At 37.4% G+C, this 20,719-nt stretch carries 25 protein-coding genes; 20 read left to right on the top strand and 5 right to left on the bottom strand.

Annotated features, from left to right (window positions below):
* Window positions 1-15 precede the first annotated feature (15 nt).
* From H561_RS0120565 to H561_RS0120530, 5 genes are all read right to left on the bottom strand, one after another.
* Window positions 16-1,029: an ankyrin repeat domain-containing protein gene (locus H561_RS0120565; protein ID WP_027388667.1), complete on the bottom strand. Its 1,014-nt coding sequence runs from the start codon at window positions 1,027-1,029 to the stop codon at window positions 16-18.
* Window positions 1,030-1,192: 163 nt separating this feature from the next.
* Window positions 1,193-1,867 carry a hypothetical protein gene (locus tag H561_RS0120560; protein WP_027388666.1) on the bottom strand — a complete coding sequence of 225 codons (675 nt, stop codon included), beginning with the start codon at window positions 1,865-1,867 and terminating at the stop codon, window positions 1,193-1,195.
* Between the two features lie 543 nt (window positions 1,868-2,410).
* Entirely contained in the window at window positions 2,411-2,893 is a 483-nt protein-coding gene (locus tag H561_RS0120550) for a hypothetical protein (RefSeq protein WP_155845875.1), read from the bottom strand.
* 439 nt (window positions 2,894-3,332) lie between these two features.
* Window positions 3,333-3,947: a hypothetical protein gene (locus tag H561_RS0120540; RefSeq protein ID WP_027388662.1), complete on the bottom strand. Its 615-nt coding sequence runs from the start codon at window positions 3,945-3,947 to the stop codon at window positions 3,333-3,335.
* A 243-nt stretch (window positions 3,948-4,190) separates the two neighbouring features.
* Complete coding sequence (locus H561_RS0120530) at window positions 4,191-4,763, bottom strand: DUF2500 family protein (protein ID WP_027388661.1); 573 nt, start codon at window positions 4,761-4,763, stop codon at window positions 4,191-4,193.
* Between the two features lie 774 nt (window positions 4,764-5,537).
* Here H561_RS0120530 and H561_RS0120520 point away from each other — a divergent pair.
* The 20 genes from H561_RS0120520 (at window position 5,538) to H561_RS0120420 (ending at window position 20,660) form a co-directional block, all read left to right on the top strand.
* Entirely contained in the window at window positions 5,538-6,377 is an 840-nt protein-coding gene (locus H561_RS0120520; RefSeq protein ID WP_027388660.1) for a class I SAM-dependent methyltransferase, read from the top strand.
* Window positions 6,367-6,579, top strand: coding sequence for a hypothetical protein (locus H561_RS23765; RefSeq protein WP_081411708.1), 213 nt, complete (start codon window positions 6,367-6,369; stop codon window positions 6,577-6,579). The genes H561_RS0120520 and H561_RS23765 overlap by 11 nt, the downstream gene beginning before the upstream one ends.
* 147 nt (window positions 6,580-6,726) lie before the next feature.
* Entirely contained in the window at window positions 6,727-7,299 is a 573-nt protein-coding gene (locus H561_RS23505; RefSeq protein ID WP_051349498.1) for an SMI1/KNR4 family protein, read from the top strand.
* A gap of 85 nt (window positions 7,300-7,384) precedes the next feature.
* Window positions 7,385-8,089, top strand: coding sequence for a hypothetical protein (locus tag H561_RS0120505; protein ID WP_027388658.1), 705 nt, complete (start codon window positions 7,385-7,387; stop codon window positions 8,087-8,089).
* Between the two features lie 65 nt (window positions 8,090-8,154).
* The gene (locus H561_RS0120500) at window positions 8,155-8,736 is read left to right on the top strand and encodes a DUF1572 family protein (protein ID WP_228372322.1); all 582 of its coding nucleotides are present in this window, start codon (window positions 8,155-8,157) and stop codon (window positions 8,734-8,736) included.
* A 183-nt stretch (window positions 8,737-8,919) separates the two neighbouring features.
* Window positions 8,920-9,285, top strand: a complete 366-nt coding sequence (locus H561_RS0120495; RefSeq protein WP_027388656.1) for a hypothetical protein — start codon at window positions 8,920-8,922, stop codon at window positions 9,283-9,285.
* A gap of 139 nt (window positions 9,286-9,424) precedes the next feature.
* Window positions 9,425-10,339 (top strand): alpha/beta hydrolase family protein, encoded by a 915-nt coding sequence (locus H561_RS0120490; RefSeq protein WP_081411707.1) that lies wholly within the window; start codon window positions 9,425-9,427, stop codon window positions 10,337-10,339.
* Between the two features lie 203 nt (window positions 10,340-10,542).
* Window positions 10,543-11,073 (top strand): hypothetical protein, encoded by a 531-nt coding sequence (locus H561_RS0120485; RefSeq protein WP_027388654.1) that lies wholly within the window; start codon window positions 10,543-10,545, stop codon window positions 11,071-11,073.
* Between the two features lie 329 nt (window positions 11,074-11,402).
* A complete protein-coding gene (locus H561_RS23010; RefSeq protein WP_034763001.1) occupies window positions 11,403-12,002 on the top strand; it encodes a hypothetical protein in 600 nt (199 codons plus the stop codon).
* Window positions 12,003-12,150: 148 nt separating this feature from the next.
* Window positions 12,151-12,696, top strand: coding sequence for an SMI1/KNR4 family protein (locus H561_RS0120475; protein WP_155845874.1), 546 nt, complete (start codon window positions 12,151-12,153; stop codon window positions 12,694-12,696).
* A 155-nt stretch (window positions 12,697-12,851) separates the two neighbouring features.
* The gene (locus H561_RS0120470; protein WP_027388652.1) at window positions 12,852-13,394 is read left to right on the top strand and encodes a CbrC family protein; all 543 of its coding nucleotides are present in this window, start codon (window positions 12,852-12,854) and stop codon (window positions 13,392-13,394) included.
* A gap of 182 nt (window positions 13,395-13,576) precedes the next feature.
* Complete coding sequence (locus H561_RS24545; RefSeq protein ID WP_051349476.1) at window positions 13,577-13,864, top strand: DUF3781 domain-containing protein; 288 nt, start codon at window positions 13,577-13,579, stop codon at window positions 13,862-13,864.
* Window positions 13,865-14,062: 198 nt separating this feature from the next.
* Window positions 14,063-15,556, top strand: coding sequence for a S41 family peptidase (locus tag H561_RS0120455; protein ID WP_027388650.1), 1,494 nt, complete (start codon window positions 14,063-14,065; stop codon window positions 15,554-15,556).
* A gap of 117 nt (window positions 15,557-15,673) precedes the next feature.
* Entirely contained in the window at window positions 15,674-16,195 is a 522-nt protein-coding gene (locus H561_RS0120450) for a hypothetical protein (protein ID WP_027388649.1), read from the top strand.
* A 94-nt stretch (window positions 16,196-16,289) separates the two neighbouring features.
* Window positions 16,290-16,784 (top strand): SMI1/KNR4 family protein, encoded by a 495-nt coding sequence (locus tag H561_RS23005; protein ID WP_051349475.1) that lies wholly within the window; start codon window positions 16,290-16,292, stop codon window positions 16,782-16,784.
* Window positions 16,785-16,927: 143 nt separating this feature from the next.
* The gene (locus H561_RS0120440; protein WP_027388648.1) at window positions 16,928-17,551 is read left to right on the top strand and encodes an SMI1/KNR4 family protein; all 624 of its coding nucleotides are present in this window, start codon (window positions 16,928-16,930) and stop codon (window positions 17,549-17,551) included.
* Window positions 17,552-17,635: 84 nt separating this feature from the next.
* Window positions 17,636-18,151 (top strand): hypothetical protein, encoded by a 516-nt coding sequence (locus tag H561_RS0120435; protein WP_027388647.1) that lies wholly within the window; start codon window positions 17,636-17,638, stop codon window positions 18,149-18,151.
* 185 nt (window positions 18,152-18,336) lie between these two features.
* The gene (locus H561_RS0120430; RefSeq protein WP_027388646.1) at window positions 18,337-18,837 is read left to right on the top strand and encodes a hypothetical protein; all 501 of its coding nucleotides are present in this window, start codon (window positions 18,337-18,339) and stop codon (window positions 18,835-18,837) included.
* Between the two features lie 196 nt (window positions 18,838-19,033).
* Window positions 19,034-19,582 carry a hypothetical protein gene (locus H561_RS0120425; protein ID WP_034762996.1) on the top strand — a complete coding sequence of 183 codons (549 nt, stop codon included), beginning with the start codon at window positions 19,034-19,036 and terminating at the stop codon, window positions 19,580-19,582.
* Between the two features lie 160 nt (window positions 19,583-19,742).
* The gene (locus tag H561_RS0120420) at window positions 19,743-20,660 is read left to right on the top strand and encodes an alpha/beta hydrolase (protein WP_228372321.1); all 918 of its coding nucleotides are present in this window, start codon (window positions 19,743-19,745) and stop codon (window positions 20,658-20,660) included.
* Window positions 20,661-20,719: the final 59 nt, after the last annotated feature.

Raw genomic sequence — 20,719 nt, 5'->3', positions numbered from 1 at the left:
CCTGCCCTGAGCATTTTACAGCCAAAACTTCCACCATTTTTTATTGACTGTTTCAAACTCATCATTATTTATCTTCAGGTGGAACAGGCAGATCTGGTCTGTTAAATAATCGTAGACATCATCTTCCAGATAAGGTTTTTCCGGGTTCATTAATTTTTTAACGGCTTCCGTGATTTTCTCAATATCATCACTGCCAGTTTTTGTAAAGGTTGTCAGGTTATCTAAAATAAACGCGGCAAAATCTTTATGGGTCTTTGAATAATTTGCATTTCCGTTTCTATACGCTTCATCCTGTAAAATATCTAATCCGCGAAGCATTTCCCCTTCCAATGTTTCCGCTTCTCCCCTAACGGGAATTAAATGAGTGCGGATGTATTTTACAATATCAGGATAGGTATAATGGGTCGGAAAATCCGGCTGGATGGTGGAACTTTCTTGATAACGGGGATTTAATTTCTCACATTTCCGGACAAGTTGCCGGAGGTCTTCAGGTGAACGCTCCAGCCAATCTCTTGGGGCAACGCCAAACTTATTCTTACGGCCGAGGTCTGCCCCCAGCATCATTATTTTCTCAACAACATTTAAATGCTTTTGCCTCAGTTCGCCTTCCGCCTTCCACGGAAATCCCTGAATTGCCCAATACGCCACCGTTGCTCCATTCTGATCCGCAGAATTGACATCACCTCCAAAGTCCAGGAAAAGGTCTAATGCACGGACCAGCCTTTCCTGCTGCACCGCTATGTGCAGAGCGTTATACCCTGATTTACAGTTCAGGTTGGGATCAGCTCCGTGATCAAGGAAAAAGCGGAGTATTTTCAATCTGTCATCCTCGTCCTTTATTCCGAAAGAAGTAAGAGCCTCCATCATAATAGGCGAAAAGGTACGGTGATCATAAACATTGGCATCAATCCCGTTTTGCCCGATGATCTTTTTAATCTGATCAAGATCTCCATTGGCAATGGCAGATAATAAAGAGCGCTGATGTTTGTCCGGAATAAATTGAATCCTAGTCTCTCGGTTAGTGATCATATCGTTAAAAGCTTTTGAAGATATTTATTTTAATGATTTTTTGCCTTTTCCTTTTTTCACACCCGGTGTTTTTTGTTTTATACCCGACCAGGCTTACTGCTCAAAACAGATCCATATGAGCTGATCTTCAAAATGGCCTGATATCATGTCTGCCAGAAGGATTTTAGTCGCAATACAGCAAATCGCCGGAACTCATTATTCCGATAATCTGTTTGGCATATTCATTTTTTATAATGTAGAGGTATGCTTTTAAATGAGGTTCCTTAGCTCCGTTGTTAATGCTGCTGCCCGTTTCATCGGTTTCAATTTTCATTGTATTATTTTCGTTGTCGCCCACAATACAATATTTGATGATCCTGTCTTTTAACTGCCAGGTATAAATGTCATAAGGTTTGATAAAAGTTTCTTTGGTTTTTTTTGACTTTCCATATTTCCCATCTAAAAGCTCAACAAATTTTTCGGTTTCTTTTGAAGAAATCTTCCCTGCAACCGCATTAAAAACCATCATCTTACCCTCTAAAGTGGTTGCAAAATTAATGGCATTAAAATTAAAATCATCAAATCTCGCCAGAACATCGTTGTATGAAAACATTTCCTGCTTGTATTCAATCCGTACGGGTTTTTCACTCCCGATAAACTCTCCGTCATAAATAGTATCTGCTCCTATAACTTCAGATTTTATCTGGTAATAATTATCATACGTTTTGTATTTGTCTTTATCTGAAAAATATGCTGAAGTCTTATTGTTAAAGTTAAAATCCTGCAATTCTATGGCTTCTTCCTTTTTACAATTTGTTAAAAAAAGCAAAGTGCTTAAAACAATTATTATTTTTCCCATTGTTGGCGTTGGCTTACATGTCAGTAATCTATTGATTACCAATTCACATTAATATATAAATTTGATCTCCAAATGATCCATGCACAGTATTATTTCTTACTGCAAAAGTTACTTTACCTTACGGCTGGTTTCATCATTTTTTAAATCAGCGGCTGCATTCTGCTGTTGTCTGAAGATTCAAACCACAAATCCGAAAAATTATTTACCGTATAAAAGGCAGAATTTCATTGTAGGGTTTTCCGGCAATAATTCCATATAGGGCAACCAAAAATAAAACAACGATAATGATTAAAAAGACAGGCTTATACCTGAATACCATCCCTTTTTTCCGGGTATACCGATAATTAATGTAAGTACCTATTAAGAAAAGGCCCGTAAAAAAGAGTATAAAATAATTTACCTGCATATGATAATGTTAAATGTAATGAATCCGTATCAGGCTTTTCAACAATAATTTTTATGATTTTCAGCTTGGTTCAATTCAGTTTAATGAACCGAATTTATTTATGAAAGGCCCGATACATGCTGGACTGCTTTTCTTTTTTATTTTACTTTGTCTATCCGGACTTCAACGGGATAGACTGATGCTTTGTCAACTTCAAATGATACTTCTACCTTGTCATTCGTTGTCAATGGTTTACCTTCATTATCGTAAAATATTGTTTTATCAGATCCCCGTCCTGCATCTTCAGGGACAAACACGCTGTTATACCCGTTTTGTGCCCAATTCATTGCCACGTAAGCAATCGTTTCTCCGTTATCGTCAGGCGCTGTATTGACATTGACGGTTTGGGGCCTGTTAATGTAAACCGTCATTCCTGGGGAATAATTCAAATAGCCTGTGACAGAAAAACGTTTCCCTTCATTCGCCTCTTTGTCATCTAAAATTTTTTGTACCGCTGCCTTTGACGATTCTATCGGCGTCCCTTTTTCACGGTTTTTACTACTGTCAAAATATGAGCACGAAACTGCTATTGATAAGGTTCCTGCGACTGCTGCCGTTACAAATAAGGTTTTGAATTTCATCGTAAATTTGTTTTTATTAATGGTGTTTTTTGGTATCGTGACATGCTTACGGCCCGGCATTATTTCTTCATGAACTGCACTGATTCTCTGATCAATAATAGATACCCGATACTTTCATTATTTCCTGATCGTACGGTGTCCCGGCCTTTTATGTTTTGATGATATAAGAATAAGAATTTTTTTTGAAATATATCAGCATTATTTTTCCCTTTTTGTTTCTGATTGTTTTATTCCCTGTGCAATTATAATATGGCATCGCTGATTTAATAAAATCAACAATGATCGCTGATTCATAACATCCCGGGCATAACGGACCAAGCGGCAGCAAATGCAGAATATCTTCCTGCCCATTGCCATCTGGCGATAAAATAAAAGCAAGATGTAAAAACGTATTATTATAATTGCTGCTAATGATTAGGCCGGTCCGACAGGATTACCGTCACTTCATTCTGAGGTCAGTGAGCGCTACATATCCGGCGGTCTCCTTTCCTTTTGGATCGACATAATAAACGTATACCCAATTACCGGCTTCTATCCTATCCAGATTCAGCGTAACCTTATTTCCTCTGATTACGTAGGAACTAAGTTTTGAAGCAGCATCCGGCTTTTTATGAAAGTAAGCCCTGGGAACGGAAACGATATAATCTCCCGCCGCCGCATCGGTTATTTTATAATACATCCCATTAAAATCTTCCGGCAGGTTATCCACGGCACAATGATCAAATGACGCACGTATTTTATTTTGTTCCAATACAAGAGCCACCTTACATTCCGGCTCGTTTTCATCACTTTTTAAAGTACTTTGATTCCCTGCCAATGTACCCTCACCATAATAGGATCCTGTCCGTGCACTTGGGGTATTCCACCATGCAAATATCTCAGCCTGTACATGATTCCCTTTTTTTATAAGGGATATATAGCAATAGGAGCCGTTTCTGTTCTTCATTTCATAGGTCCCGGTCTGCGCCGCTGCAGTGGCACCGGCAAAGAAGGTAACCCAAAAAATTGCCGTGAACCGTACGTTATGAAATAATTGTTTATTTGGAAAATTCATAATTCAATTTTGATAAATCTGATCCTGAAATCTTTTATTTTATACAGAAGGTAATGCTGATCTTATTTTTTCAGCCTATCCTGACGATGTTTCTAAATCCCGCTCGAAAACCATACCTTTATTTATTTTCTGTCTAAACGCAAAATTTCCAATTAAACGGTCCTTTTCTTTAATAATCATTGACAAAGTATTCATCTCAAGAATTACACTACCTGGAAATTCCGATAATGAAAATATCGTACATTAGACAGATATCAGTTTCTTTATTCTTTTCCATTTCTGTATGATGAAAAACTTAAAAAAATCTAATTTCTTATTTTCATAAAAACCTTCAATAGGAATATCCAAAAGTTCATAGTAAGTTAGATTTAAAGATTGCCCTTCTACGATATTCAAGTAATCTTCTTTAGAAATATAAATACCTATTTTTTCATTTTTTTCATCTGATAAATATAATCTATAATAGGCACTATCAGAAACATTTTCAGAAGTATAAGTATAACTGTCTTTTTTTAGAACCTTGAAATCTTGGTTAATTTTATCAACATCTTTATTCTTTATCCTTCTGTTTATTATGATTTTACCATACAAAAAATTGATTAAGACTAAAAAGATAATGATACCAATATAAACTGTCATCGAATCTTCATAATTTTTCCCCGTTAGAAATAACATTAGGAAAAAGAACAAAAAATAGATCGGCAGACCGATCATTATCAGAATAAAAGGGAAAATCAGTGTTGAAAGCCATAGACTTTTATTGTACTTTTTAAGGATTAAGGGAATTTCACCATGGGAAATTTTCTGTTTAGTCATGGATATACTGATTTAGCGTCCAGTTAAAGTTAAGCATAAAGCCTTAAATTTAAGATATAAAACGAGAGCGAAAAATTTATGTTTCAGCTTTTAGGACAAAAGCCGTTCAATTAAGCAACTAGAGGACTCATGTTTCAGAATGAACCCTAGAACCAGGTATAAAGGTCACATGGCTTTATAAATGGCGCAAAACGTACGAAGAATCTGGGGAAGGAAAAAATCCACGAATTGAAGAAGAAACTAAAGGACGCAGAGCTGGAGTGCGATATATTAAGAAAGCAGTCGGCATTTTTTAGTTCATTTCTTTTATATTTTTTTAAGGTATTCATGCATACTAAAGCATTTCCAGGAACAGTCGATGAAATATGTTTTCATTAAAAATCATCAATCCCTCTTTCCGATTGAAAAAATGTGCCGTAGTTGAGAAGTTGGCCCCAGCGGCTATTACAAAGGGAAAAGTGAAAAACACCTTTCTCATCTTATATAACCGAAACTTTACCTCCAATTAAAAGCAAAATCAGGAAGAGGATTAATCAATTATTTCTATCTTTGTCGTCTGTTATACTAATTCAACACATATCTGAGTCTTTTTAAGACAATCTCGTCAAAACGAGTATTAGCACATGAAAATCTTTCCGTTTTTTGTGCACAGATTATCATATCCTGTTATTTTATCAAATTTTAAACAAAAACAATTGATCACGAATTGATTGATTGATCACTTTTGCTATGGCTTTAGCATTTCAATAAGTGATGAAGATCTAATGATTAACAATGAAAAGTAAGCAGTTAATAAGCAGAAATATAGAAGCATTTTATAATAAAGCATCTGAAGAAACCAGGCTCGATAAAGGAATGGGCATATTTGAATTTGAAAGGATCAAATCACTCATAGAGAAATATATTCCTTCATCATCTTCAAAAATAATTGATATTGGCGGCGGTACCGGAAAGTATTCGGAATGGCTTGCCCATAAAGGACATCAGGTTCATTTGGTAGAGCCTGTATATAAGCATATAAAAATTGCCCGGAACAGAGCCGACAAATTAAAAAATAAGTTTTCTGTTCACTTGGGTGAATCCAGAAGATTAAATTTTCAAAATGATTTTGCAGACCTGATCATTTTACACGGGCCCCTTTATCATCTCCAGAAAAAAGAAGACCGAGAATTAGCGATTAAAGAGGCGAAACGGGTTCTGAAAAATGACGGAATCATTTTGGGCTTTGCCATAAATTATACAGCCTCCACCCTGGCGGGACTTTTGAACGGGCTCATTCACAAAAAAACATTTTTTGAAATGTGCGTGGAGGAATTGACAACGGGAATTCATAATCCTCCGGATGATTTTCCATGGCTTTTAGCTGAAGCCTATTATCATAGGCCAGAGCAGCTAAAAGAAGAGTTTATAAAACAGGAATTAACCTGTCTTAATACCTATGCTGTCGAAGGCATGGCCTGGCTGGACAAAGATTATTTTGCCAATATGCTGAATGAAGACAAGAAAAAAAGATTGCTGGCACTTCTGCAGGTCACACAGAATGACAGGTATCTTCTGCCATTCAGCCCGCATATGATGATCGCAGTAAAAAAACAGACAGCTTATGGAAAATAAAGATCGGTATTATCACGCCTTAATAGAAAATAACGGTCAGCTGAATGAAATTGACCTTGGAGAAAAATTTGGTCTTGACGAAAATGAAACCAGAGAAATAATTATACAGCTTCTCTCCGAACATAAAATTGAATATAAAAATCATCGAGCTTGTCATTACTGTCTCATGAACTCCAGGAAAAGGAAAAACAGACGCCGGTAACATTATATAAGCGTAATGCGGGCTGATTCAATAAAATTGAGTATTTTGGCCTGGAGTAAAATCAGTGCAGGCGGAAAAATAAATCGTTCCGGAATACCGTGTTACGCTTATACTTTGCCGTTAGCAATCATGTCAAAAATGAAACAAATGGACGAACTCATTCAAAAATTAGATACCTTTCTGTCGATATTAAGACCTGAATTTTACCGGGAACTTAACGAACCTTTGGACAACGCTCAATTGGACAAACTCGAAGAATATTATCAAATTGAAATTCCAAAGGATTTAAGGACACTGTACAAATGGAAAAACGGACAAAAAGCCAATTGTTATGAAGCGTTTGTAAACAATTCTATGTTTATTCCTTTACATCAGGCACTTCATGATGCGTCCGAACTGACTCCGATGATTGGATCTGATTTGGAGATTGAAAACTGGTGGAATGAAAACTGGATCCCGGTTTTTCAGAACGGCGGCGGCGACAGTATCTGCTACGACCTTAAAGGCATTTTTACGGGGCAAAAAGGGCAGCTCATAGAATTTTGGCACGCTGACAACGACCGGAATGTCATTGCACCTGCACTTGAATATTTTATTGAAAAAATAACCGACTTTTATGAAACCCGACAAAAAGAAGAATTTGACGAATATTTTAAAGTCGGCAAAATTGAGACAATTATCCGAAAAAATTTATCGTGGAATAAATATAAAAAGCACTAATGCTGACAAGGGTTTTGCATCGATTGCTGCCTCAAAGCGAAGTCCCGAACCGATAACCGTCACTTTATAACCTGCCAGTCCACCTATGAAATTTAATCCTTTTATCATTATTAACCTTTTGCTTGGGCTTTTTATAGGCATCGGCTTAGGCCTGACGGTTTTTATGATTCTGCAGGACGTAAAAATAATCGGCGCCTACATCGTTTCGGTACTTTTTATTTTATTTCCCGGCACCCTGCTGTATTGTTTGAATTCCGGATTCAGCGTTTCTGAAAAGACAGTGAAGAAACAAGCTGAAAGACAAGAACATGTAATATTTGATGCAAACGGGATATGGTATAATCTGCCTCTTTTTGATACCACCCAGTTTATTAACTGGAACATTATTGAAACCGTAATTTACACAAATTATCAATCTGACGACCATGCCAAATTTATTTTCCGTTTGACGAAGCCGCCGGTGCACACAATGACAGAAAACCCATGGTTTTTAAATAAAATTTTTCCGTTTGCGTTAAGAAATAAAAAAGAAGTTACAATAGAAGACGACTGCAAAAATTTCCGCGAAATCCCAAAGATGCTGGAAACCTATTTAACCAATACAAACCCTATTGACCTGAACGCAGATGATAGAAAAGAAACATTGCTGAGTTCAAAAACAACAGGTAAAAACGGTACGGTCAGAACAGAAGAACACTGGAAACCAGATAATAATTATGAAAGAGAGAGAATAGTTTATGACAAGTACAACCGGAATTCTGAGCAGATCCGCCGACCGGCAGGAACTTAAAAAAGAGAATCGTTAAAATGGGTTTTTGTATCAGGAAGGCCCGAAACCGAAAAAAAATATACGATATGGAAAATACTATGACAAACGACTTTTTAGACAGTGCGGAAAAGCAATTTGAATATTACAAAATGCTTGGTGAGAAAACATTTTCTCAGCTGACAGATGAACAGCTTTTCATACAATTAAATGAAGAAAGCAACAGTATTGCAACAATTGTAAAACATTTATGGGGAAATATGCTTTCACGGTGGACCGATTTCCTGACAACAGACGGCGAAAAGGAATGGCGGCGAAGAGATGCTGAATTTGACAATGACATTGCTGACAGAACCGAACTTTTAGAAAAATGGAATGAAGGTTGGGCTTGTTTATTTAACGCAATACATCCGTTGACCGAAAATGATTTGACAAAAGAGATATTTATACGAAATCAGGGACACACCATAACGGAAGCGATAAACCGGCAGCTTGCCCATTATCCATATCATATTGGGCAGATTGTGTTCATCGGAAAATTGCTGTGTAACGAAAATTGGGCTTATCTTTCTATTCCCAAAGGAAACTCGGAAGCCTATAATGCTGACAAATTTTCTGAACCGAAACATAAACAGCATTTTACAGACGAATACATAAAAGGAAAAAAATAACATTCCTTACCAGAGGTCCTTATCAGAAAATCTGATGTGAAAAGTTTGACATCCGTTTTAAATTGCACTGTTTAATATCAGCTTTGTGTTTCTCTCTGAACACAAAGTCCCAAAACACGATGTTCAACTTTTAGAAACAAACATTCAAATCACGTTTTATTCCAGAATTAAAGAATTAAAAAGATGAGTTACGACATTTCACTCTACAGGATCGAAACCAAAGAAAAAGAACAGGCAACCGATGATGAATACTTTTTCGACCATGAAGAAAACCTGGTTCCCTTTACGGAACAGCAGTTTCAGGAATTAAAAGAAAGATTATTAAGTTACAATTATAAGGTATCAGAGGAACACGATTACGGACTGTATTTTAATCATCCGGACGAAGATCATGCCACGGCACTGTTAACAAAAGAAGCAGTCTTCTTTACAGCAGGCTGGAACGAAGACTCAATTTTTGAAATAAGGATGACCGCTTCGGAATTTACGGACACAGGAGAATACGCAAAATATGATTTTCAAATCGGTGAATGGGAAACCTGGGAATGATATCCCGGGACTTCAGATAATCTGTAATTATTTTGTAAAATAAAGTTATACCGGCTCTATAATTATTCATTAATTTTAGCAGGACATTGTTTTAAAGTTGCAATGCTTTACCTTAATTAATTTAAAAGAATTTAAAAAAATGAAAACCAAACCGGTACTTTTTAAAAGCATTCTGAAAGCAAAAACATTGCGCAGGTATTCTCTCTTCATGTTATTGTTTTTCGTCGCTGGTTATGCATCAGCAACTCCGCCGGACTTTACGGCCAAAGAAATAAAATTTGTCAGTGAAGGGGACACACTGTCCGGAACTATTTTTACACCAGACCACATACAGGCAGCCGTTGTCATTGTTCATGGATCCGGACAGGAAAAAAGAACGGTAAAATTTGCTGAAATCCTGGCCAATAACGGAATTGCCGTTTTAACGTATGATAAACGCGGAGTCGGAGAATCTGCCGGTGTCTATGCCGGCCCTGAAGTAGGAACTAACAATGTTGATTTTTCAAACCTGAATCTTTTATCCTTAGATGCGAGTGCTGCTGTCAACACGTTGTATAACTTTTTATCAAATGATCATATACCCATAGGTTTAATTGGCGCCAGCCAGGCCGGATGGATCATTCCGATGGCTGCAGAAAAAAATAAGAAAGTCAGATTTATGACTATATTCAGCGGAGCACTGATAACGGTTAAAGAACAATTGAGATTCCAATTTTATACCGGCGGAAATAAGAGTTTCTGGGATACCCATTCAGAAGAAGAGGCAAGAAAACATATATTCAATGATCCGGACCGGTATGAGTTTACTGACACCAATCCCAACGATATCCTTTCCGGATTATCAGTTCCGGGGCTCTGGATTTTTGGAGGCAAAGACATTCAGGTTCCCGTACATTTATCAATAGAATATCTTGACCGGTTAAAACGTAAAGGGAAGCATTATGAATATCAGTTATTTCCGCAATTAGGGCACAATACAGCATTTTCAGCTTCTGAGGAACCTATGAAGAATGCAATTCGTTGGATAAAAAAACAGGAAATTAAAAAATCATAAGCAAAAATTAGGAATTTGCACAGCTATTGTTTGCGGCCTGCAGGAGTGTCTTTTCATACTTCGCTTTGTGCGGCCTAGAATAATACAGTTCCAATTCCCGCAGATGCCTCAGCATTTCCTGAACGGTACCGGCAATTTAAAAAAGTGCATTTAAAAGAACACCACCATCCTACCTTGAAAATCTCACCTGAAATAAATAAAAGATGTCTCCATTACTTAATACAACTCAAAAACTGAACATTACGGACGATTCCGGTTTTTTAGCCCTCGTAAATTCTGCCGCTTACCGATCATTTGTTGATGAAGATTGGGAATTAAGTCAGCTTATGAAACATTTTATTGACGAAATGAACAACAGGAATATTATTTTCTGGTCAACAGGCGCTCAAAACGAATGGACCGTTTCTTTTGCGGACAGATCTTCAGGTAAACAGGCATTCCGAGAATTCACTTCTGCCATTGAAGTAACGGACGGAAAACTTTATCTCACCAATTATGAAGACTTAACCATGTCAGCCCAATTTGAGGACACTAAAATTCCGGCTGACCATAATTCTGATTTAATGGTCCGGATTGAAAACGGGCATTATGATTTAACCGTCCGGCAGATGTTTGACCCTGAAGACAATGATGATAATGATGATGAAGACGGAAAAGTAAATTTTGAAATTGTAATCCAAAAAACTGAAAAAGGAACCGGAAAAATTGACAGCATCTATTGGTGGGAAGAATAAAGCGATTCCATAGGCCGCCGGGCAGAAGCGTAAAATACAACAGTAGTTTTTCAATTGCAGCCAAATCGTAATTCAGTTTTTCTACCCGATTTGAGTATGGTGGAATAATGTTTCCACTCAAACACAAAAGAATAAAGAGCAAGCCAACCGTTAATGCAGACACGAAAAAAAGAGGAGTTACGACATTACATTACTATTGAAAAAGTAAAAATATGCTTCTATCATTATTTGATTTAATTTTAACAGCATATAATTCAGATTTATTATTACGTTAATTCAGAAACTGTCTGTGCATTAAAAAAACAACTGCAACTTTAAACAAAAACCAGATGATAAAACTATTAATTAACGACCCTACAAAAAATAACAGACTTGAAGAAACCGGTTTTGGAGGGCTTCCTGTCAGAGAAATTGACAAAACTATTGATTGGCCCGAATGCAGAACCTGTAAGGCGGAAATGCAATATCAGGGGAAAATAAAAACGGACATTGGAATTGAACTGATTTTCATGTGCAATAATGATCCCGGAATGTGTGATGAATGGGATGCCGAAGGTGGTGGGAACAAAGCGCTTATTGTTGACGGGGAAAATCTTGAATTTTTCAAACCGGCTGATGCTGAATTATCCGTTAGAGATACCGAATACGGGGTAACCCTGGTTAAAACCGAAGACATTGATTATGACAGTGCCCGAGAAAATTGGAAAGGAAATAAAAGAGAGGTTCTGGGGCAGTTATATGGCGAACCGGCCTGGATCCAGGGAGACGAAACGCCTGAATGCGACTGCTGTAACAAACCGATGAGATTTGTCGCTCAATTAGAAGAAGGTCCCGACCATAGAACGGCAATGAATTTCGGCGGCGGCGGAGTTGCTTATTTATTTGACTGCACAAAAGGAAAAACGGCAAAATTCCTATGGCAGAGCTGATACCATGCGTGCACAATAAAGGGTTTGCTTCAGGCGGGCTGAAAGACAAAACCCGACAGCCGTTTTTCAATGGTACTTTAGTAATAATTCAGCTTTTGTGCTTCGATTGCCTGCCCGGATGCAAAGCTGCGGAACATTGCCTTATGTTATGACATCACAATACGAGAAAATAATGACCCTGAAGGACAGGCTTGACAAGACTGCCCTGAAATTTAATCCGGTTTTATCTGCCGGTACCGTTGAAAAGTTCGAAACAGAAAACCGGATTATTCTTCCGGCTGACTATAAGCTGTTCATTCAGTATATCGGTAACGGAGGGGACGGACCGCCGGAATACGGGATCAAGCCTATAGGGACTGATGAAATCTGGTGGTCCGACGCACAAAAAAAAGCATGGACATTTGAAAACATCCGTAAGCCTTTTCCATTTTCAGAACAATGGATCTGGGAAGGCGATGAGGCAGAAAATACAGAATTGCAGGACCGAATATTTGACGGGAATATTTATTTAGGAACTGACGGTTGCGGCATGGATTGGACACTTATCATTTCCGGCGGGCAGCAGGGCTTTGTCTGGCAGATAACGGATGTTGGAATTTCACCCTGCCGGCCACCCATGACATTTCTGCAGTGGTTTACCAAATGGTTAGACCATGACCCATCATCTCCGGACCCGTTTTGGTGGACAGATTAAACAGAAAACAGTACACTACAATAGGTTTGCATCAGGCGGTTGAAGGGCAAAACCAGCAGCCGTTTCGTAATGAAACTTTAAGATTGCCTGACCGGACATAGGGTCTCGTATCCTTATTGACAATATTAACCAGACACCCGTTAAGATATAAAAAGATGGAATTACCAAAATTTAAATACAGTCCGAATGCATACGGCTTAGACATTTTTGAAAAAGCTGAAGGAACTTGTTCTGTCTGTAACGAAAAAAGACAAATGAAGTATACAGGTTCGTTTTACAGCACAGAAGACCCTGAATACATCTGTCCCTGGTGTATTACAAATGGTAAAGCTTCTGAAAAATATGATGGGGAATTTAATGATTACTGTGGAATTGAAGGGATTTCACCTGATCCAAATGATCCGGCACCGGCGATTCCAAAAGAGCTGTTGCTTGAAATTACAAACAGGACACCGGGTTATTCTTCCTGGCAGCAGGAAGTCTGGTTGACACACTGTAATGAACCGTGTGCTTTTATCGGTTATGCCGACACGCAGACCATAGAACCCATAGCGGAAGAACTGAATGATGATATCGATAATAACGGCTATGACCCTGAATTGATCAGAACACATCTTTCAAAAGACGGAAGTTTAGTGGGTTATTTATTTCGCTGTGTCAACTGTGGAAAACACAGGCTGCATGTTGATTGTGACTAAAAGAATAACTTAAGAAGAAGGCAGCAGCCAACAGAAGTTTTGCGCCAGGCATGCTGAAATAAAGACTAAACAACAGTTTTTTGACTGAACTTTAATCGTATAATCTATGCCTGAAGGCAGGACTCTGAACGTTGGCGGTAAATGTTTTAAAATGAAGGGTATCAGAAACCCGACAAAAGAAAATGAATATTGACAAAAGTAAAATCCTTGATAACGTTTGCTACACAGAATTGGTCTATGGGCGAATTAATAAAAAATTAAAAACAGATTACTCTAAAAATGAAATTGAAACATTTCTTTTTAACATCTTAAAACAAACTCGAAAAGAAAACTATCAAAAAATAGGGAAAAATTTTTATGCAACCAACCTTGAAAACAATATAATAATAACCATAAATTCCAATACTTACAGAATTATAACGGTCGGTAGAATTACAAGACACGAATACAACAATGACAAATACATCTGAAATAATCGGAATTTCAATTTCAGCTCCAACTATTTAACAAATATAATAATCTGCATCACCCATCATCTGTGAAAAGTTATTTTGTGAAATTGTTAGACCGGTATTATAATAATTCATTAATTTTAGCAGAATAGGGTTGAGGGTGGCGCAATGTGTTAATCCTAGGCGATGCGCAATTACAAAAAACCGTTAATAAAAATGAAATTCCTTTTTACAATACTTTTTAGCTTATTAGCAATAATTTCAAAAGCCCAGACGAAAAATTTATCAAAGCAACAGGTCCGTCATGACTTGGAATTCCTTACGAAAACGCTTCATGAAAACTCTTCGTATGTTTATTTGAACGGTTATAACTTCAATAAAGATTTTGAAAATTATCAACACCATCTGAAAGACTTGACACAGCCTGAAGATTTTGGATTATTTTTAGCTGAAACAATCGGGAAAATTGGTGACAGGCATTCCTCTCTAAGGGATTATGAAAGCAGAGATTCCCTTTTCCTGCCATTTATTTATGCTCCTGAAGGCAATAAAGTCCTTGTATTAAAAAGAGATGACAATAAGAAATTGGAATTATCGAATCCTAAATTCCCTTATCTTAAAAAGGTTGATGAAATCCCGGTCGAAAATTTTCTCCGGAAAATACTTCCTGAAGAAACAACCGCTCCTGAGAAAGCATATTTTACAAGAGCGGTCAGAAAGCTTAGGGATATTCAAAAGATATACACTGTTTTAAACAAGCCATTACCTGCGCAGATCAAATTGACGCTTTCGGATTCCTCGCTTGAAAATGATACGGTTTTATTTGTTGCTCCGGTTGAAAGAGCAAAAAGGTCAATCTATTGGGATGATGAATTTGAGAGAAAATACATTTTAGTTAAAGATGAAGACTACAATAAAGAAGAAATTGTCAGCCAGCTTTTCCACATAAAAGACCAAATAGGATACATGCAAATTCCTACCATGGTAAGTAAAGAAGATGCTCCTCTTTTATTTGATAAGATCAATTCTTTCATGCAATCTGTCCAAAACAGCACTAAAGCTTTGATTATCGATGTGAGAAGCAATGGCGGCGGTACCCGTGATGTAACTTACGAACTGGCCAAATACTTTGTGCACCCGGATTCTATTTATGTAGTGAATGCAACAAAACAAAGGGCTCCCGTTCCTTTACCAAAAGAATACAGGGAAAGTTTACATCGCCGAAATTTATTTTCTTTTTCTGAATTGGATAAACAGGAGCAAAGAAGTGTTACAAAATTTTTGAAAACTTTCAGGCCAATGTATGAACTGGATAATAAAAAATACAGCGAATATTATTTTGGATTATTCAATGGGAAGAAAATAGCTGAACAGACTTTTTATTACGGCCAACCTGTTTATATATTAGCTAATGAAAAAAGTTTTAGTGCAGCATCTGTTTTTGTTGCAGCCTTTAAAAACATCCCGAATATAAAAATTGCTGGAATTGCAACAGATGGTTCAAGCGGCAACAGCGAAAGATTTGAATTGCCCAACTCACAAATACGCGTAAAAATAAGCACAATGGTTTCTTTTCAAAAAGACGGAAAAATTTTAGACGGGTTTGGCACTGAGCCTGACATCAAAATTGAAAGAGACGTTGATCAGATTCTTTGGAAATCAGATACACAGCTTGAAAAATTAAGAAGTTTGATATTGGGCAAAAACTAAATTGTATAAGACGGGCTGAAGTGAAACCCCTCAGTATTTTCAATACGAAAGGCTTTTAGAGTTGAATTGCCCCCACCCCACCCCAACGCTAAGCTGTAACACCTTAATTTTAATAGTATGACCTACATTGTCCCTAAAGAAAACCGGGTAAAAGAATTATTGGATTTTGGACTGCCAAAAGTCTTTTTAGAAAATATCGGAAATATTCCGGAATTGAAATACCGGGTGGAAGAGGTAGACGGCGCCTACTTTTATTTGCCCACGATATTGAATTATAAAATCCTAAGCGGAAAAAAGATTATTCCTATTTTTGACTGTGGAGAAAGTTTTACCATGCTTATTAGCGATAACGAAATTGGACACATCATCAATTTTGAACTCGAAAATGACGAAGTTTATGAAGATTACGGAACAAATATAGATTTGATGTTAATGGACATCATGATTGACTATTTTGATGACCATCCGGATGATGAAATCGATTTGGAAAATTATATTTCTGTAGGCTTAAAGATTGGCTTTGAAAAATCAGAAGAGTTATTTCAGTTACGCAATCTGTCCACAGAAGACTATAATTTAAAATCGGAAAATACAGCAGCCTGGAGAACAGAAACCGCAAAAGCTTTAAAAATACTATAGCAGAAAAGGATTTGTAACAGGTAGGCTGACCTGCAAAATTTTCAATTGAACTTTGCTGTACCCTGATAAAAATGATCCATTTGAATTGACAACAATGAAGGAAAAATTAGAGAATATCGGTTTTATCGTCCTGCCGAATCAGAAGAACAAAATAAATCCGGCAGTTTTAGACCGGTATCAGAAGATACCCGAAGACTATCTGAATTTTATATCCGGTATTGAGATCTGCGTCACAAAGGACAATAAAGCATGGTTCAATACCATGAACAGCTTTAACAGTGCCATCGGAAATGAATTTCAATGGAATGAGTTTGAATTGATGAGCTTAGAAAGTTATGCGGACGAAACTGATGAAGACAAGAAAAAAATAATTGAATTTTGGGACAGGCATATCCCCATCTTATTATCGTGCAGAAACTTTTACTGCTGCTTTGCCATTTCTTTACTTTCTGCCGGTTACGGACAGATTGTTTATGGAAGCGAACCTGAATTTGAAGAAACGGAATGGGTTGCCGATGATTTCTCTTCATTTATGACCCAGCTTACAGGTAAAACATTAAATAAAAAATATGTAGACCAAATCATATAACAAGAATATTTCAGCAGCCATGTTTACTCGATGCAGGATGGATTACAAAATATGCCTGATGGCAGATAATTATTTTTTAAGGAGAATAATTTCAGTTCCGAAACACCGGCGGAATATACTAAACTACCACACAAAATTGAAAAATGAAAAAAAATTTAGAGAAAATTGAACACTGGCTTAAAGAAAATGCTGAAAAAATAATTGAGCTTTCGTTACAGAAACCGGCGGTCAGGAATGAAATTAACGAACTTGAGAAAATAACCGGGAAAGAATTGCCCGATGACTTCAAGGAACTTTATTTATGGCATAACGGACTGAGCGGCGATGAAAATTTCGGAAGTCTTTTTTACGGCATGGACTTCTTTCCTATCGACAGAATAATCGAAGACTATACGTACAGAAAAGAACAGTATGCACTTATGAATATGTTGCTTAAAAAAGCTGACAAAGAAATTGATCCTGCCAATATTTATAACATCAGCTGGATAAAATTTGCATTTGACGGATCACATACAAGTCTGTATCTTGACCTGGCGCCAGGCACTCACGGGAATTATGGACAGATCATTTTTATTGATGATGAGTATGAAACAGGAATTTTAGTTGCAGATTCAGCCGCTGAATTGATTGAAACCTTTAAAGATGATCTGGAAAACAATCTTTATTATCTGGATGAAGATGCCCTGGAAGATGGAAATCATTATTTAACAACAGACCCAAAGATTGATATTATCAATTGGGAAACCAGTGAAAAATGGAAACGATAAATATAACTTCTGGCCCACAAGGCTTTTGTTTCAGGCAGGGTAAAGTGCAAAAACCCCAAACATATTAACCTAATAATCCTCACAGTGGCGAACCATCTCGACATATTCAGAAAAGACTTTTTAGAAGCAAATACCTGGGCACAGAGAAAAGACGGCATCCCACTTGATCTTCTCGACCAGCTGACACGCGAAGAATTAAAGGCCGCAGAAGCTGAACTGATAAAAGCGGTAAGCCTTCGGGACAGCTGGCCAACAGTCGGGCTCGGGCATATAAAATCAAAATCTGCACTCCCAACCCTTTATGATTTACTTGATAAGAGCAAAGGTGCCATGAGTGTGATTGTTGCCCATTCAATTTTTCAAATATGCCAGGACGCTCGGATGATTGAAACAGTACTTGAAGCCATGCCGGGAATAACCAGTGAATTTGAACTTATTGATATTCTCTACTATTTGCCGGATTTCAATGAAATAAGAATAGCAGAGCTGCATTGCGGCTATCTTAATCATAACGACTATCTGGTTGCCTATAACGCTGCCCGGTCTCTTGGCCTGCCGACCGACGGAATCGTTGAAAAATTCCGCAATAGGGAAAAATAACAAGGCATACGCAGCAGATTACCGGAAATTAATGGTATCAATGGGGATGTTCAGGTCAGGCAGGACTGAAATTCAAACTTCAGGCAGCAAGTTTAACAATTGAATGACTGTTATCATATCAATTGCAGTAATTTTATCGGATTATATAAATTACATGATAATTCATGACCAAAAACTAAAAATTTATGGACGGGAAAATTGAAAAACTTGACACGTATTTAAAAACTGAGGAGTATGATGATTTTTATAATCTTGATGAAGACTTGGTTTTCCGGGTGGATTGGAGAGAAGAGGACGATGCCATTATTGAATACTGTGAAAGGTGTTTAAAAACGAATGTGTTGAGTGCTGAAATGAAACAAATTTCGGACGGCCTGGAATTGACGGTACGTTATGAAGACAGGACTTACACAGAAAAGGTCGTTGACCGGGACAGGACCATTATATTGCTTAACGAAATAATGAAACCGAAATATGAAATCAGATTTTGCAGAATAAGTGACGGTTCTGACACCCTGGCTTTTCTTGCATTGTCTGACCAGGAGTGGGTATATTTAACGGAAAGATATGGGAAAGAAAAAATAGACCGGTGCTTTGAACCGATACACAAAGACACCGTACTCTTTAACAGAGCATATGATTTTGACTTTGAAGACAGTGATGCACCAGCTGATCCGGATTCATAAAAACGGTGATAATATGGCAGTTGAATTCCACGGGCTGAAACACAGGTCAAAAGCGATTTTTCATTAAACGCTACTCATAAATCACCATTTATTGTTTGATTTGGCGGGCTGAACTCTTATTGCTATCCCAAAAGCAAAGCTGAAACTATAGTGCGTATGCTCAGCCAGCGTGGCCTAAACTTAAAAACTGAATGTTATGGATATCGTAAAACACATTAAGCAACATACTGAACACTTACAAAAAGAGCTCAAAAACTATTCAGCGGGACAGAGAGCAGATCTAAAAGCGGCCACCCTGGGTTTTTATTTTCAGCTGCCCGGCTATGAAGAAGTTATCGGCAGATACCTTGGGATCAGTATTGACAGGAAACAGCTGATTGATGATATTTACCGTGAGAATGTCAACAATTACCACAAGGTCATTGAAAAAATCAACGCGGAAACTGACGTATATTCGGATGATTACGAAGAACCTGACCCTGTTGAAATTTTCATGTTAAGTTCATTCGACAATGCAGTGTCTGGCTTAGAAAAAACAGAAAGTTCAGTAGGATTATGCATTGGAATTATTGACACTCTGGACTACTACGAAAATTTCTCAAACCAACCGGCATACTGGAATGCTTTGTTAGAAAAAGAAGTGGCATTTCAAAACGAGATGTTAAAAGCTTTGAAATCGCAGAATGATTATGATATTTCCGTCTATCACAAACGATACCATCATGTGGAATTCGGCGAATGGTAAATAAAGAGATAAATAAAAAAAGATTTTTTTCAGGAGACTGATGTAAAAATCAGACCGTAGTTTTAATTGTATTTTAGCGCCAGAAAATAAAGAATAGAAATTTTATATCGCAGTACTGATCAAGACTACCGGAACAATATTTAGTAAAAAAATGACAAAAATGATCTTATTCATAATCTGTATCTTAACATCACAGATTACAAATGCTCAGGCGGCAGCCATGTACTCAAAGGCCTACGGAGAGCGGAAAAACCCTGCAATCATTTTTATTCACGGCGGGCCGGGAGGGAATTCAACGCTTTTTGAAGGGACAACGGCAAAAAAACTGGCGGAAAAAGGATTTTATGTCATTGTCTACGACCGTCGTGGCGAAGGCCGTTCCATGGATACTGCGGCAACATTTACGTTCCGGGAAGCGGTCAATGACTTAAATGACCTTTACAAAAGCTACGGCATTGACAAAGCTAATATTATTGCCCACAGTTTCGGAGGTTTGGTAGGAACGCTTTTTACAGAGCAGAATCCTGAAAAAGTAAATGCACTGATCCTCGCCGGTGTTTTGTTTTCCCAACAGGAAACCTACGACCATATTTTAAAAACGGCCGAAAAAAGGTATACCGAAAAAAAAGACACTTTGATGCTTTCAGAGATTTCGGAAATCGGGAAGCTTCCTAAAAACACTGCGGAATACAGAAAGCAGTGCTATGAAGTTGCCGGCAGGAACCATTATTTCAAAATGCCGTTTCCGACGCAGGAAGCCAATGAAATCCGGCAACGCTATGAACTCAGTGAATTCAACGCAAACAACATCAGGAATAACCATGCCCCTATTCTATTCTATAAAAACGAAAGCAAAAATAATATTGACACAAAACCAATTTTAAAAAATTTGAAAAAGCACGTAAAATTATTTGCCGTTTACGGAAAACAGGACCGGATCTTTTCAGAAAAACAGTTAAATGATATGAAGAAAATCGTTAACAGGAAGAACTTTAAAATCATCGACAATTGTTCACATTATTTATTTGTTGACCAGCAGAAGGAATTTATAAGCACCGTTGAAAAGTGGATAAAATAATATAAAATGTCCGCCAACACTGCCTTACCAAAACCTGAACTGAGCGGCTTTGACCGGGA

Origin of the sequence: Chryseobacterium gregarium DSM 19109, assembly GCF_000430845.1 — a bacterium.
In the GTDB taxonomy this organism is placed as follows: domain Bacteria; phylum Bacteroidota; class Bacteroidia; order Flavobacteriales; family Weeksellaceae; genus Chryseobacterium; species Chryseobacterium gregarium.
This window is presented reverse-complemented; position numbering and strand designations above follow the sequence as displayed.

Bases quoted from the DNA above. Each gene is read 5' to 3' on its own strand.
- H561_RS0120485 (WP_027388654.1), top strand. From the start codon at position 10,543: ATGTCTCCATTACTTAATACAACTCAAAAACTGAACATTACGGACGAT.
- H561_RS0120520 (WP_027388660.1), top strand. From the start codon at position 5,538: ATGAAAAGTAAGCAGTTAATAAGCAGAAATATAGAAGCATTTTATAAT.
- H561_RS0120565 (WP_027388667.1), bottom strand. From the start codon at position 1,029: ATGATCACTAACCGAGAGACTAGGATTCAATTTATTCCGGACAAACAT.
- H561_RS0120440 (WP_027388648.1), top strand. From the start codon at position 16,928: ATGAAAAAAAATTTAGAGAAAATTGAACACTGGCTTAAAGAAAATGCT.
- H561_RS0120530 (WP_027388661.1), bottom strand. From the start codon at position 4,763: ATGACTAAACAGAAAATTTCCCATGGTGAAATTCCCTTAATCCTTAAA.
- H561_RS0120495 (WP_027388656.1), top strand. From the start codon at position 8,920: ATGAGTTACGACATTTCACTCTACAGGATCGAAACCAAAGAAAAAGAA.
- H561_RS0120425 (WP_034762996.1), top strand. From the start codon at position 19,034: ATGGATATCGTAAAACACATTAAGCAACATACTGAACACTTACAAAAA.
- H561_RS23505 (WP_051349498.1), top strand. From the start codon at position 6,727: ATGGACGAACTCATTCAAAAATTAGATACCTTTCTGTCGATATTAAGA.
- H561_RS0120430 (WP_027388646.1), top strand. From the start codon at position 18,337: ATGGACGGGAAAATTGAAAAACTTGACACGTATTTAAAAACTGAGGAG.
- H561_RS23005 (WP_051349475.1), top strand. From the start codon at position 16,290: ATGAAGGAAAAATTAGAGAATATCGGTTTTATCGTCCTGCCGAATCAG.
- H561_RS0120475 (WP_155845874.1), top strand. From the start codon at position 12,151: ATGACATCACAATACGAGAAAATAATGACCCTGAAGGACAGGCTTGAC.
- H561_RS0120490 (WP_081411707.1), top strand. From the start codon at position 9,425: ATGAAAACCAAACCGGTACTTTTTAAAAGCATTCTGAAAGCAAAAACA.
- H561_RS0120540 (WP_027388662.1), bottom strand. From the start codon at position 3,947: ATGAATTTTCCAAATAAACAATTATTTCATAACGTACGGTTCACGGCA.
- H561_RS23765 (WP_081411708.1), top strand. From the start codon at position 6,367: ATGGAAAATAAAGATCGGTATTATCACGCCTTAATAGAAAATAACGGT.
- H561_RS0120420 (WP_228372321.1), top strand. From the start codon at position 19,743: ATGATCTTATTCATAATCTGTATCTTAACATCACAGATTACAAATGCT.
- H561_RS24545 (WP_051349476.1), top strand. From the start codon at position 13,577: ATGAATATTGACAAAAGTAAAATCCTTGATAACGTTTGCTACACAGAA.
- H561_RS0120470 (WP_027388652.1), top strand. From the start codon at position 12,852: ATGGAATTACCAAAATTTAAATACAGTCCGAATGCATACGGCTTAGAC.
- H561_RS23010 (WP_034763001.1), top strand. From the start codon at position 11,403: ATGATAAAACTATTAATTAACGACCCTACAAAAAATAACAGACTTGAA.
- H561_RS0120455 (WP_027388650.1), top strand. From the start codon at position 14,063: ATGAAATTCCTTTTTACAATACTTTTTAGCTTATTAGCAATAATTTCA.
- H561_RS0120450 (WP_027388649.1), top strand. From the start codon at position 15,674: ATGACCTACATTGTCCCTAAAGAAAACCGGGTAAAAGAATTATTGGAT.
- H561_RS0120500 (WP_228372322.1), top strand. From the start codon at position 8,155: ATGGAAAATACTATGACAAACGACTTTTTAGACAGTGCGGAAAAGCAA.
- H561_RS0120550 (WP_155845875.1), bottom strand. From the start codon at position 2,893: ATGAAATTCAAAACCTTATTTGTAACGGCAGCAGTCGCAGGAACCTTA.
- H561_RS0120505 (WP_027388658.1), top strand. From the start codon at position 7,385: ATGAAATTTAATCCTTTTATCATTATTAACCTTTTGCTTGGGCTTTTT.
- H561_RS0120560 (WP_027388666.1), bottom strand. From the start codon at position 1,867: ATGGGAAAAATAATAATTGTTTTAAGCACTTTGCTTTTTTTAACAAAT.